General features: G+C 44.4%; 15 protein-coding genes. 5 read left to right on the top strand and 10 right to left on the bottom strand.

Going from position 1 to position 13,663, the window contains the following annotated elements:
* Both J6U00_RS10230 and J6U00_RS10225 read left to right on the top strand, forming a co-directional pair.
* Window positions 1–240: S1 RNA-binding domain-containing protein (locus J6U00_RS10230; RefSeq protein WP_296581554.1), on the top strand; the 240-nt coding region annotated here is incomplete at its 5' end.
* 64 nt (window positions 241–304) lie between these two features.
* Window positions 305–1,102, top strand: coding sequence for a hypothetical protein (locus J6U00_RS10225; protein ID WP_296581553.1), 798 nt, complete (start codon window positions 305–307; stop codon window positions 1,100–1,102).
* A 71-nt stretch (window positions 1,103–1,173) separates the two neighbouring features.
* On the opposite strand, the gene J6U00_RS10220 is transcribed toward J6U00_RS10225, so the two are convergent.
* Window positions 1,174–4,632 (bottom strand): pectinesterase family protein, encoded by a 3,459-nt coding sequence (locus tag J6U00_RS10220; RefSeq protein ID WP_296581552.1) that lies wholly within the window; start codon window positions 4,630–4,632, stop codon window positions 1,174–1,176.
* A gap of 390 nt (window positions 4,633–5,022) precedes the next feature.
* On the opposite strand from J6U00_RS10220, the gene hpt reads away from it, so the two are divergent.
* From hpt to J6U00_RS10205, 3 genes are all read left to right on the top strand, one after another.
* Window positions 5,023–5,571 carry a hypoxanthine phosphoribosyltransferase gene (gene hpt, locus J6U00_RS10215; RefSeq protein WP_296581549.1) on the top strand — a complete coding sequence of 183 codons (549 nt, stop codon included), beginning with the start codon at window positions 5,023–5,025 and terminating at the stop codon, window positions 5,569–5,571.
* Between the two features lie 10 nt (window positions 5,572–5,581).
* Window positions 5,582–6,943 carry an NCS2 family permease gene (locus tag J6U00_RS10210; protein WP_296581548.1) on the top strand — a complete coding sequence of 454 codons (1,362 nt, stop codon included), beginning with the start codon at window positions 5,582–5,584 and terminating at the stop codon, window positions 6,941–6,943.
* Between the two features lie 196 nt (window positions 6,944–7,139).
* Window positions 7,140–7,598, top strand: coding sequence for a hypothetical protein (locus J6U00_RS10205; RefSeq protein ID WP_296581547.1), 459 nt, complete (start codon window positions 7,140–7,142; stop codon window positions 7,596–7,598).
* Window positions 7,599–7,729: 131 nt separating this feature from the next.
* On the opposite strand, the gene J6U00_RS15195 is transcribed toward J6U00_RS10205, so the two are convergent.
* The 9 genes from J6U00_RS15195 to J6U00_RS10165 form a co-directional block, all read right to left on the bottom strand.
* Entirely contained in the window at window positions 7,730–8,050 is a 321-nt protein-coding gene (locus J6U00_RS15195; protein ID WP_365718737.1) for a histidine phosphatase family protein, read from the bottom strand.
* Entirely contained in the window at window positions 7,993–8,274 is a 282-nt protein-coding gene (locus J6U00_RS15190) for a histidine phosphatase family protein (protein ID WP_365718734.1), read from the bottom strand. The genes J6U00_RS15195 and J6U00_RS15190 overlap by 58 nt, the downstream gene beginning before the upstream one ends.
* A complete protein-coding gene (gene nspC / locus J6U00_RS10195; protein WP_296581546.1) occupies window positions 8,274–9,401 on the bottom strand; it encodes a carboxynorspermidine decarboxylase in 1,128 nt (375 codons plus the stop codon). Before nspC ends, J6U00_RS15190 begins: the two co-directional genes overlap by 1 nt.
* Window position 9,402: 1 nt before the next feature.
* Window positions 9,403–10,065 carry a peptidylprolyl isomerase gene (locus tag J6U00_RS10190; protein WP_296581545.1) on the bottom strand — a complete coding sequence of 221 codons (663 nt, stop codon included), beginning with the start codon at window positions 10,063–10,065 and terminating at the stop codon, window positions 9,403–9,405.
* A 19-nt stretch (window positions 10,066–10,084) separates the two neighbouring features.
* Window positions 10,085–10,582, bottom strand: coding sequence for a VanZ family protein (locus J6U00_RS10185; protein WP_296581543.1), 498 nt, complete (start codon window positions 10,580–10,582; stop codon window positions 10,085–10,087).
* Complete coding sequence (locus J6U00_RS10180; protein ID WP_296581541.1) at window positions 10,560–11,762, bottom strand: saccharopine dehydrogenase family protein; 1,203 nt, start codon at window positions 11,760–11,762, stop codon at window positions 10,560–10,562. Before J6U00_RS10180 ends, J6U00_RS10185 begins: the two co-directional genes overlap by 23 nt.
* Before the next feature lie 181 nt (window positions 11,763–11,943).
* Window positions 11,944–12,306, bottom strand: a complete 363-nt coding sequence (locus tag J6U00_RS10175) for a DUF3592 domain-containing protein (RefSeq protein WP_296581539.1) — start codon at window positions 12,304–12,306, stop codon at window positions 11,944–11,946.
* A 150-nt stretch (window positions 12,307–12,456) separates the two neighbouring features.
* Window positions 12,457–12,939, bottom strand: a complete 483-nt coding sequence (locus J6U00_RS10170; protein WP_296581537.1) for a DUF3592 domain-containing protein — start codon at window positions 12,937–12,939, stop codon at window positions 12,457–12,459.
* Window positions 12,940–12,995: 56 nt separating this feature from the next.
* Window positions 12,996–13,663: DUF3592 domain-containing protein (locus tag J6U00_RS10165; RefSeq protein ID WP_296581536.1), on the bottom strand; the 668-nt coding region annotated here is incomplete at its 5' end.

The following is a 13,663-nucleotide window of genomic DNA, read 5'->3' as shown; positions in this document are numbered from 1 at the left end:
TTTGCTCAGATTATCGACGGCGTTGACGGTCTTATCCACATCTCACAGATCGCTGACCAGAAAGTAGAGAATGTCAAGGACGTTCTTACTGTAGGCGATGTTGTTGACGTTAAGATCATTGATGTCGACGAAGAGTCAAAGAGAATCAGCATTTCTATGCGTGCTCTCCTTGAAAACGAGGACGAGGCTGACGAAGAGGAAGTTGAAACAGAAGAAGTTCCTGCTGAGGACGCTGAATAATCAGTAAATATCAGGGCTACACCAAAGTGTAGCCCTTTTTATATTTTTTATGAGGTGATAAGATATGAGAAAAAAGTACATTGTTCCGCTTATAATAAGCACCATTCTCCTCGCATCATGTACTCAGGGAATAACTGAAGACCACAACTCTGATACAACTGTAACCACAACAGATACTCCCATAACCACAGAAGTCAATGCAACAACCAGTACAACAACATCTGCAACGACAACAACGACAAAATCTACCACCACTACAAAAACAACCTCCACAACAACTGCGACTACTACAGCTACTGCCACAACAACAACTGAAAGAATGACCGAGGCGCCAACCGCCCCCGCAACCGAGCCTGATCCTGACGCAGAAGACAAAAAGATACTAAAAGCTATCAATGAGCTGAGAGAAAATTATAACTATTTCTATCTCAATCACCAGCCGGACGGTACATTAAAGCATTATACCCCAGACGGTGAATTAGTTGACTATAAGACCCTCGAAAACTATATGGTCTATGAAGCCGGTACCATCCAAATCGACAGGGTGCTCGGAAGCATCGCTGACGAGCAGGACGTTATAGATAAGGCAAGAGAGGTACTTCTCAAGGCTAAAGGTCAGGAGTATATAGACTGGCTTGAAAAAGAGCCTGCAAGCTCCGACGGTACTAAGTACATAAGAGAAAATCCGCCAATCGTTGCTAATTATTACGAAGACTATGACACATGGTATCTCTACCCTACCTCACCGAGCTGGAAGAGAGAGGACGGAAAAGGCGGTGTTGTCGCGTGGAGCGAAGGACCTAGCTTTATGTGTATCCGCGGCAGCGACGGCAAGCTTTTAGGCAGTTGCATTAAATACTGATCCTGCAATACAGAACAATACGTTTGTATATCATAAAAAGCCGAGTGCTTAATTGAACACTCGGCTTTTTATTATTCTATCGGAAGTGATGTTACAAGATGGAGCAGATAACGCTGTATAGCAAGTGCGTCATTTGAAGTGATACCGTTTCCGCCCTCAACATCCCCATTTGTAGTGCCCTGCTCTGTGATGTGACGTGAGTCGCTGCCATTTACGCCGTACTTATTCGGGTTAGCCAGCGCCTGCATAATGAGGACTGCATCAGACAGGTCAACTATACTGTCACAGTTAGTGTCGCCTGCCATTCCCTGTACAGGAGGTTGAGTAGTCGTCGTAGTGGTAGTTGTTGTAGTTGTAGTCGTTGTTGTAGTTGTAGTCGTTGTCGTAGTAGTTGTAGTAGTGGTCGTGGTAGTTTCTTTTACCCTTTCCTTTATGAATACCGTATAGTTCATGCAGGCTCCACTCATGCCGTTTGTACCAAGAGTAAGAGAATCACCTGCGTTTACTTCTATAGCGTAAACGTCAAAGGGTCTTATCTCCTCGCTGTCGTTTATCTCCACTATCTCCCTCAGCCTTGTAAATTTGCCGAGCCATGAGGGAGGAGTTGTAACTCTCTCGTCAAGAGCCACATATACCGTGATATCCTTGGCTGCTGTGAGCACTGCAAGGTCGGAATCCGTATTCTTTGAGTTGCAGGCTGTGAGTATATGCTCGCCGCCGAGTATATCGGAGGTAACAGAGGCGATAACGTGCTCGCGGTCGCTGAAAGCCTTGTCACCTATTGCAAAGCTCTCTGCAATGGACCACTGTGAGCCGTAGCTCGCGTCAAGAACACCAAGCCTTGTGATAAGCGGACTTCTGATATACTCATCATATATCGGAGGAACATCACTGCCCTCGGAAACTGTTCCTGTATTGTAAGACTTGTTCTGCATTCTTCCAGCGTAAGCAGCAACATCTGACTTGGCCGTATCCGCAGAGGTCACGCTGTAGCTGCTGTATATCTTCGAGGAATCTGTATCGAAGTTGTCGTAGCCGTCGCCGCCACCCTGAAGATTGTTTATGTATGCCTTGTCATTGCGCGAGTTCACTGTCTGATAGGCAAGAGAACTGCCCATATTGCAGCTCACGAACTTGTCACCGTAGGACTTGATAGTGCCGGAGTACTGGTCGTTGCCCATATTCACAGCGTCAAGGGGCAGATTTGTGTTCTCATAGTAGTTGGCTTCGGAGAATACCTTTGAATTATAGGAAGCTCCGATACCGTACTGCTTGTTGTTATAAAAGTAGTTGTTATAGCTGTGAACGTGCGCATTTCTTGCACGGGGATTACGGGACTCGGTATTATTGAACCAGTTGTGGTGGTAGGTTATCCAGTCCTGCTGATGACTTGTTGAACCGCCTACAAGAGAGGTCTTGTGAGCGTCCTTGAAAACATTGTAAGATACTGTTACATACTCAGACCACTTAATATCGAGAGAGCCGTCGCCGTCCGACTTGTCATCGTCAACTATACCGTTACCGGCAAAAGCATTATAACCTTTCTCGATAGTATTATTGTGTATCCACATATTCGTAGACTTGTGGTCTGATGAACCCGACATTGATACTCCGTCATCGGGATACTTGCCCAGCCAGAGATTGCGTACCTCGCAGCTTGCCGAACGCTTCATCTCGAAGCCCCACTGGTTGAGTGAGGTATCATAACCGATACCTTCGATAGTTACGTTCTCGCCATTCTGGAGATAGAGCATATTGGAGCCGTCATTCTGCTGACCGTCGTTCGCCTTTGCTCCATAAGGAACGTCAATGCTGCCTATAAGACGGAAGTCCACATTCTTGGGCTTGCCGTTGTAGAAGATATTATAAAGACCCGTCTGACCGTTATAGGTTATAGTGTCCTTATTTGAATTGGTAACGTATATCACTGTAACTCCCGATTTGAGAGTACCGTCGTTGTTATAGGCGCCTACTCCGCTGTTATTGTTCCAGTGAGCATAGCCGCTCCTGTCGAAAGCCATAGTCTTTACGGTACATGCGGTAGAACCGTTTGAGCCCTGGATATTCACGGTATAGCTAGTATTTCCTTTAAGTCCTGGGATATCGACTCTTGAACCGCGAATAAGCTCGGAGTCAACAGCCGTATAATCTGATGTACCTGCCAGAGCATAGCTTACCTTTACATTATTGCCAAGCTTTGAGCTGTCCCACTCAACGAATGCTTCCTCGAACCATCCTCCACAGGTCTTTATAGCACCTTCGATATTTGAGGAACCCTGGCTGCTGTCTCCGCTACCTGAGCTGCTGCTCACGCCGTTGATATATGAAGGCGTCCAATTGTTCATATAGCTCTGTATACTAATATTCGCAGCGTCGCTGTCGGAGACTGTATGTCCCCTACGCTGTGAAAGGTCAACACGCTGACCGTTTGAGAGTTTTGTGCCATTCTCCTTGAATCCGTCGACACTTTCCGGCTCAACGCCGCTCATTGACGTCCAGCCTGCTGCAGTTATCATATTGCTGTTCTGGAGAGCGGTATTCACGAAGAGCACCTTTGCTGTTTGTCCCCATGGTCTGCCGAGATATCCCGCACTTACAGTAAGGTCGGGATTCGCTGTTACCTTGCAGTCCTTGAAGAGATAACCTGTATAGGGGCTTCCCTGTTCTCTTGCAGCTGTAATGTAGCCGCCTACAGAACCGCTGCTGTAGCCCTTCCAGCGGAGCTCACAGCTGTCAAATACAGCATTACTTCCGCCGAAGATATAGTCAGTCTGTCCTTCAATGAGGCAGTTCTTGTAATACTGGGGAGAACCGCCAGTATAAAGGGTATCCTGACTTGACAAAAACTTACAGTTCAGGAACTCGGCGTAGCCCGTATCCACGGAAAGCGCAGCTGCACGCTCTGTGGCAGCCTTTGCCTTTACGTCTGTCCAGCTGTTTCTCACCTGAGTTATCTTTGTGACGGAGGTGTCGCCTGTGAGCTCGACACCGTCATTGATCTCCTCCTGGGTGATATACCTATTGAAGGAATTCTCGAAAACTATATTCTCAGCCTTGAAGTTCGTAGCCTTTGGCCATAGCTGCACAGTAGCGCCCCAGCGGTAATTAGCTACGTTTTTACTGCTCTTTGAAGCTGCAAGACTGGAATCGTAATACCCCTTGGAGTTTGCGCTATAGTACTTATAGCCTATTCCGTAATACCATGTAAGCACTGCGTCACCCTTGTCAGGCTCGTCATTGATAAAGGTTATGAAGGGGGTCTGAACGATGACCTGCTGACGGTATGTACCGGGAGCAATATGTATCGTTACTCGTGTGGATTCCGATGACGGATTGAGACTTGCCGCCTTGTCAACAGCCGCCTGCACTGTTGAAAAGTTGTTGCTTCTGCCGGAGTAGCCCACATACAGATCCGTACCTGCCGCGTTTGCCTTTACCGGTACTATAGCCGATATATACGCAAGCAGTACGAAAAAGGCGGCTGCAAAGGCAAAAAGCTGCAAAGCAAGCTTTCTTGTTTTACTAACCATGTCTTTTTCTCCTTTTCATTTCCTGACTGCGCTGCCTAAAGCACAGCCGGTCTCACTAGCCGGTGCTTTCCTGATACCCACAGCGAAAGGATCATCAGAATATGCACCTATACACCATAATTATAACACGGATAGTCAGAGTTGTAAATAATTGTCTGAAAACGGTCAAACGATTTGGCAGTATGCACAATGACCTTGTCTGCTCTTTGGCTATATTTCCATTTTAAGCCGGATTTTTAAGCAAACGGACCTGGTTAAAATCAGGAAACGCAATTGGCTTTCAGTCAAACTCCTCTATGTGAAATGTATTGACAATCAGTACCAGCATGATATAATAATTGTATGATTATATTTTTTGCCAGCGCAAAATCACAGCATAGGAGGAGTTATATGAAATTTGACAGCACCGAAGACTGGAAAAGCAAGATCAAACGCATTATCATTACGGAGGAAGAGATAAAGGAAGAAATAAAAAAAGCCGGAGCTATGATAAATTCTGTCTACGACGGCTCTCCAGTGTTACTTGTCAGTATACTCAAGGGAGCCTTTATATTCATGGCTGACCTCTGTCGTGAGGTGACAGTTCCTTGCGAGATAGCCTTCATGGCTGCAAAGAGCTACTTCGAGGGCACACAGTCCTCAGGACACGTTGAGATAACAATGGATCTTAAGCACGATATCAGCAATTACCATGTCATAATCATCGAGGATATAATAGATACCGGACGTACCTTAAATGAAATAATCAAGCTGCTGAAGGTCCGCAATCCCCTCTCACTGAGAGTCATAACCCTTCTCGACAAGCCCGACCGTCGGGTTGTAGAACTTAAAGCGGACTACTCACTTTTTACTATCCCTGATTACTTTGTTATCGGCTATGGTCTCGACTACGGCGAGTTTTACCGTAATCTCCCGTACATAGCAGAATTTGCAGAATGAGGTGGCTTATATGCTTGAAAAGATATTCAAACTTAAGGAACGCGACACAAATGTAAAGACAGAAATAGCTGCCGGTATAACTACATTTATGACAATGGCTTATATCCTCGCCGTAAACCCAAGTATACTCTCAGCAACTGGCATGGACAGCACAGCTGTTCTCCTTGCGACCTGTCTTGCCTCCTTTATAGGCACTATGTGTATGGCTTTCATGGCAAATCTCCCATTTGCTCTTTCGGCAGGTATGGGACTTAATGCCTATATGGCTTACACAGTATGCGGAAACCTCGGCTATCCGTGGCAGGTTGCCCTCCTTGCAGTATTCATCGAAGGTATAATATTTATAGTACTCTCCCTTACCAAGGTCAGAGAAGCGATATTCGACGCCATACCCCTTTCACTCAAAAGGGCTGTATCAGTGGGAATAGGTCTGTTCATTGCCTTTATAGGGCTTCAAAACGCAGGACTTGCTGTGGATTCTGCCACTCTTGTACAGCTGGTCAGCTTCCGCGACAATTTCCATACAACTGGGATATGCGCACTACTTGCCGTTATAGGGTTACTCCTCATGTCAGTGCTCTACATAAAGAGAGTAAGGGGCGCGATACTGATAGGCATTATAGTTACATGGCTGCTCGGCATACTCTGTGAACTCACGGGACTGTATGTACCAGACGCTGCCGCAGAAGCTTACTCGCTTATCCCCTCATTCAGCATGACGGACTTTTCAAAGCTGGGCGATACCTTCGGACAGTGCTTCAAGGTAGATTTTGACGCTGTAGGCATATTCAACTTCATCGTTGTAATATTCTCCTTCCTATTCGTCGATTTGTTCGACACTCTCGGTACGCTTATCGGTGTAAGCACAAAAGCAGGACTTCTCGACAAGGAGGGAAAGCTTCCGGCTATACGTCCGGCTCTCATGGCTGACGCTGTTGCAACTACGGCAGGCGCTGTACTGGGTACTTCAACAACGACAACTTTTGTTGAGTCCTCGGCAGGTGCAGCAGCAGGCGGCAGAACAGGTCTCACAGCTCTTACAACGGCAGTACTTTTTCTGCTCTCAATGTTCCTTGCACCTATATTCATTGCTATACCGGCATTTGCAACAGCTCCCGCACTCATACTTGTAGGCTTCCTTATGTTCTGCACGGTTTCGGAGATAAGAGTTGACGAAAATAGCTATACATCAGCTATCCCAGCATATCTCTGCGTAATAGCAATGCCGCTTTTCTACAGTATATCTGAAGGTATATCCATAGGCGTTATATCTTATGTGGTAATTAATCTTGTGTGTGGAAAGCGCAAGGAGATAAACCCGATAATGTACATACTCGCGTTACTTTTCGTACTCAAATACATATTCCTATAAATCACAGTTTTACTACGCCAAATCATGATTTAATTGAAAGTTGTGGTATCGCCTGCAGCGATATAGTTTAAATAATGTAAGCTCAGCAAACTAATTAACTATCCACTTTCAAAAATCTCAACTAAATAGGACAGCATAAAATGTATCTGATTGGCTTGGATATCTTCAATCTTTAATATTGGGAAGGAAAAAGAAGATGAAAGGTAAAGCTATATTCCTTTTAATATTAATATTATTTTTAGGAACAGGTTGCTGGATCAGTTATCAGCGTGAAAAAACAGAAAAAGGAAATACTCGCAGAGTCACAACCGAGTTAGGGGATGAATTTATCATTCATACGTATAACGATTTGCATGGAAAAACTTTTTTATGGGACGAAAAAAAACACTTTTCATGTAGAATAAATTATTATAATCCTGATGAAAATATCATACTTCTATGCGATACAGAAAACGTTACAATATATTCATTGTGTAGCACTAAATTCTGTAAAGTAAAAAAATATGATACTTATATTTCTTTACAAAGTTATAATGAAGATAACGAGGATATATATAAATATTTAAATGAAATAACAAAAAATGATAAAGCGGCAAGCGTCTATTTGAAAGATTATTTAAACAACTTAAATGATAATCGACCAAATGTGAAATAAGTATGCTTTTTATTGCTGCATATACGGAATTCTTTAATTATAATAAAAGCCGATACATAAAAGTACCGGCTTTTTCTCTGTTCTGTTTGTTTTCCATTTTCCGCTAATGGAATCGGCATAGCTCTCCTTTTTCAATGGTTATTTTCACCCTTGAATTCTTTTTCTACTATGAGTATCTCCTCTTTTTCAACGCAGTCAACCCCCACAAAGCCAAGCCTTATGACATAAGGCATGAAGTCTATGATACGAAGGAAATCATCAACTCCGAAGCTTTTGTTATAATAGTGGAGTATTGTGCTGAGAGCCGTTCCGTGAGTTCCCACCATGATATTTTCATCCCTGTGTGTAGTAAGGATATCATTTACGGCAGCACTATTCCTTTCCATTACCGAATTCAGACACTCGCCTCCGGGCTCACAGAAACTGAGATCAGCCCAGCGTTTTTGAAACATCTCGGGATTATTGCTGTTTTTGCCGCTGATACGATCGCAGTCTGCTTTATAGTATCATAGCTGCGCTTATATGGACTTGATATAGCGTAATCAAGATGTATGTCCTTCATGGCTTCAACTACCCTGATCGTATCCCTCATACCCTCCTCAGTCAGAGGACGGAGCGCCGCGTCAGCATAACTGTGGTCAGGCTGCGCGTGGCGTACAAAGTATATATTGGTCATTATAGTCTCTCCTTAAAGTCTTCATAACCAAAGCTACGAAGAGTTTCAAAGTTGCCGTCCTTTTTCAGCAAAAGTATGGCAGGCAGCGGCATACCGTTGAAGGTATTGTTTTTGACCATTGAGTATATAGCCATATCTCCGAATACGAGCATGTCACCGATGTGAAGCGGCTCATCAAAGGAGTACTCTCCTATAACGTCGCCTGCAAGACATGTTTGAGAGCCAAGACGATAGCTGTATTTCTTCTCGCCCTTTTCACCCGAGCCCATAAGAGGCGGACGGTATGGCATTTCCAGTACATCGGGCATATGACATGCTGCCGAGGTATCGAGTATAGCTATGGGCATATCGTTCTCCGTAAGGTCGAGCACCTCCGTAACAAGCCATCCCGCATTGAGTGCTATGGCTTCGCCGGGTTCAAGAAAGACCTCCAACCCATACTTTTCATGCATCCGGCGTATACATCTTTCCAACCGCGGTATATCGTAATCCTCACGGGTAATATGATGTCCGCCTCCGAAGTTTATCCATTTCATCTTCGGCAGTATATCCCCGAACATCTCCTCCACCGCGTCAAGGGTCGTTTCAAGGGCATCGGAGTTCTGTTCGCAGAGAGTGTGAAAATGAAGTCCCGTTACTCCTGCAATATCGTCTGCCATAAAACTCCTGCGTGTGATACCAAGCCTTGATTTTGGCGAGCATGGGTCATATATCTCATGTCCCTCCTGTGTGGAGCACTCGGGATTTATGCGAAGACCTATTTTTTTTCCAGCCGCAAGAACTCGATCACGATACTTATCCAGCTGAGTGAAGGAGTTAAATATGATATGTCCGCAGTATGATATTATCTCGTCTATCTCGCTTTCGCGGTAAGCCGCGGAGAAAACGTGATTTTCCTTTCCCATTTCATCATGTCCCAGCTTTGCCTCAAAAAGTCCGCTGCTGGCCGTGCCTGCAAGATACTCACCAATGAGCGGATAGAGATGATAACATGAGAAAGCCTTCTGTGCAAGGAGTATCTTCGCCCCAGTCCTTTCGGAAACTCCGCGCAGTATCTCCAGATTGTGAACAAGCGCCGACTCGTCTACTATATAGCATGGAGTCGGCAGCTTTGAAGTATCAAACATATTACTTGTTCTCGGTTATGAAGTTATTCATGGTGATCTTTACCCTCGGAGAACCGCTCTCATCAGGGTCTATCATCTCCACCTTCTCCATAACGATAGGCGTTTTCGGTATAGCGATCTCGCCAATGCTGTTTAAGTCACGGTCAACCTTTGTAAAGTCGTCCACTACCTCCATACCCTCGGTAACATTTGCAAATGCAGCGTAGTTACCGTCGAGAGTATCAGCGTACTGTCCGTTGTAGCATATAAAGAACTGACATGAAGCGCTGTCATAATCCGTAGCACGAGCCATAGACACTACTCCGCGCTGATGCGAGAGCTCGTTGTTCACGCCGTTTGCTTTGAATTCTCCCTTGATATTATCTACCTCGTTACCGCCTGTACCGTCGCCCTTAGGGTCGCCGCCCTGCGCCATGAAGCCGTCAACGACACGATGAAAGGTAAGTCCGTCATAAAAGCCCTGTTTTACAAGCTTCGCGAAGTTCTCACAGGTAATGGGTGCCTGATCTGGATGAAGGGTAAGTACTATGGTATTGCCTGATTGTACATTTGCCTCATTCTGGTCGGGAAGATTGTCCAGTGACTTTCCACAGCCTGTGAGCAGCAGCATTGCAGCTGCAACAGCAATGGCTGAGCCTCTCTTTAAGCCATTTATAAAATTCATTTTTAATTCCTCCGGTTTCCTATTCTTTGCTGATGAACATCAGCTTCCTTATAATTTTAAGCCTTGAAAGTGTATATCCTATGACAGCTCCGAAAAAGTTTAGTATAAAGTCGTCAATATCGCAGCTTCCGCACATGGTAAGGAACTGTACAGCCTCAACGCCGATTATCAAAGCCGCTGTAGTAAGCGCAAACGCCCTGAATCTCCGCTGCTTTTTCCACAGGGCAGGCAGAAAAACTCCTGACGGCAGGAATATAAGGATATTTCCCACCAGATTGTCAAAGGACATATCATGGTAATAGCTGTTCCTGTCTCGCATATAGCTCATAAACTCCGCTACAGTACGGAAGGGCACGAAATTCGTGTTTTCACGGAAGTATTCTCCGTAGGTGTAATAGCTCCACAGGCTGCTCCTTATGAAAAACAGTATATTGAGAGCAAGCAGGACATACACTGCAAAGAGCGTGTATACCGCCTTTTTTCTTAGCTTAGGATCAGTCAACAAGCGTAGGATCAAAATCCTCCTCCCATGGGAGTCCCCACTTGTTAAGAGCCTCCATGAACGGATCCGGGTCGAACTCCTCTATGTTGTATACTCCTGCCTTCTTCCATGTGCCTGTCATTATCATCATAGCGCCTATCATAGCGGGAACGCCTGTGGTATAGGATATAGCCTGTGAGCCCACCTCCCTGTAGCACTCCTGATGATCGCATATATTGTAAAGGTAGTAGTTCTTGTCCTTGCCGTCCTTCTTTCCGCGGAAGATACAGCCGATATTGGTCTTGCCCACAGTTCTCGGGCCCAGTGAAGCAGGATCGGGAAGCACAGCCTTAAGGAACTGGAGAGGAACTATCTCCTTACCCTCATACATGATCGGCTCGATAGAGGTCATGCCCACATTCTCAAGACACTTGAGGTGTGTGAGGTAACTCTGACCGAAGGTCATGAAGAAGCGTATACGCTTGATTCCCTTGATATTGAGCGCAAGGGACTCCAGCTCCTCGTGGTGAAGGAGGTACATATCCTTTTCGCCAACGCCCTTGAAGTTATAGACTCTCTTTATCTCCATAGGCTCTGTCTCTACCCACTTGCCGTCCTCGATGTAGCTGCCCTTTGCAGATACCTCACGGATATTTATCTCCGGGTTGAAGTTTGTAGCGAACGGGTAGCCGTGGTCGCCGCCGTTGCAGTCGAGGATATCTATATAGTTTATCTCGTCGAACTCATGCTTCATGGCATAAGCTGAGAATACTCCAGTAACGCCGGGATCAAAGCCGCTTCCGAGAAGAGCTGTGATGCCAGCCTTCTCGAATCTCTCACGATAAGCCCACTGCCACTTATACTCAAATTTAGCTGTATCAAGAGGCTCATAGTTGGCAGTATCAACGTAGTGAGTCTTTGTTGCGAGGCAGGCATCCATTATGGTAAGATCCTGATAAGGAAGAGCAAGATTCAGGACTACGTCCGGCTTGTAACTGTTGATAAGAGCAACGAGCTCGTCAACATTGTCAGCGTTCACCTTTGCTGTCTCGATGACAGTCTTGGTTGTAGGCTGGAGCTTTTCCTTCAGCGCGTCGCACTTTGACTTGGTACGGCTCGCTATCATTATACTCTCAAATACCTCGCTGTTCTGACAGCACTTGTGGATAGCTACGGACGCAACGCCGCCGCAGCCGATTATCATACATTTTCCCATTTTTAGATTCCTCCGTATCTTAAATATTATAAATGGATTTGTCATCTATATCAACGCAGTCAACTGTTGTTTATATGCACATGAGCAGACCGTGTTCTATATACTTATTGATGTTTTCAAAAACAGACTCTGAAAATTTACTGCTATACACAAAAACTGAACAAAAATCAGATAAAAACTTTTATAAACTTGGACAGTAAAAATACCCCCATTCCGCAAATACCAAGTTAATAAGAACTTTATGTATCGTTTCCTTGAGACAATAAAAATCCTCAGGATCCTCTGGGTCAATATAAAGCTCTCCCCGCTCGCCCACATGTAACCGGCAAAATGAAGAAGACAAACTGCTCTCGCACCTGTAATCATTTTCTCCGAAACTATACCCGAAAACAGGATAACGCGATACACTTCCGTCACTGTCACAGCTAGAATTAATACCGATGACCTCGGCTTCAACATTCTCTGTACACTTTTTCCTGTTTATTATTCCCCAAGCGCCGGCCAATATAAAAATAGATGGAAACAAGATAAACACTATTTTCATTTCCTCATCTCCTTATTCTGCTGCTTTTATCACTGCGGCGCTTCAAATTATCGGCGATGACTGCCACTGCCGCTCATCATACATTTCCCAATTTGTGATTTACAAGTATTTTTAATCTACAGCTTCGAAAAAACTTCAATTTTCTAAGGTTTATCCTTGGTAATACGAACCGAATTCGTTTAATGCATGTTGAGCATACCACACAGGGATAGCAATTGCCAGGGTTACCAGTAGCATAAATCCAATGATCCAACATGCGATCTTTATATTACGTCTCCTAACAAAACGTATTTCCTCAGGACAAAAAAATGATTTCGGATTATCAGGATCCACAAAAACTTCAACCTGCGAACCAATTTTCATCTTCCTGACCCACCTACTGTCGGTGCTACCTGCAAGTCTGCATAATTCACCATTGCAGGAATACTCATAAAGAGGTGCCTCTTTAGTATAATATGTCTGGTTCTCACTGTCATAAAAACTGACACTGGTAAAACCGACTACTTCTGCTGTAACCATGGCAGTACAGCGCTGCTTTCTTTTTTTCTCTTTGATCATTTCAAATATAAGAAATATAAATAAAATAATCAAAAATACCATAACAATGGATAACATTATTAGACTTAGAACCATGGTATTTTCCTTTCAAAATAAAGGCTGTACAGTAACTAAAGCAAAAGGGTATGCCGTCAATAATAATCCGAGCCGGATCCTTTTTTGCTTATAATATCCTTGATATACACTACCATCGCAGCAATGCAGATACCACTGAATATAAACAGTATTACCCCAAATGATTTGCCCGAAGTCTCCTTGGGACAGTAATAGGTTTGAGGATCGTTCGGATCCAGATAGAATTCCACCTTATCGCCCTTACGTACCTTCAGTCTCGATGAATATACCCGGCTCTGGGCAGTGTACTCTTTGCCGTTGTATTCATAGGAATACACAGGAGCATAGGTATCACCGTCGGGATCCGAATTCTCAATGATACGCGATACTATGGCAGTCGTTTTATAAGTACACTTCTTTTTCAGATTGGTATCATACTTAAAAAACATTATTCCACCGATCATTGTAGCAATGATGACAAGGGAAAGAACAACAGCACTTGTTTTGGTCATTTTTGGAGTATATTTGCTGTTTTCTCCTGAATATCCCGCAGATCCATAATTTGGAGTATATTTGCTGTTTCCTCCTGAATATCCCGCAGATCCATAATTTGGAGTATATTTGCCGTTTTCTCCTGAATATCCCGCAGATCCATAATTTGGAGTATATTTGCCGTTTTCTCCTGAATATCCCGCAGATTTATACTCCGAAGCATTATATATGATATTTCTTGTTTTATTTCTTA

Origin of the sequence: Ruminococcus sp., assembly GCF_017650195.1 — a bacterium.
Taxonomy (GTDB): Bacteria; Bacillota; Clostridia; order Oscillospirales; family Ruminococcaceae; genus Ruminococcus.
Note: the sequence above shows the minus strand (reverse complement) of the source record. Positions and strands in the feature narration are given on the sequence as shown.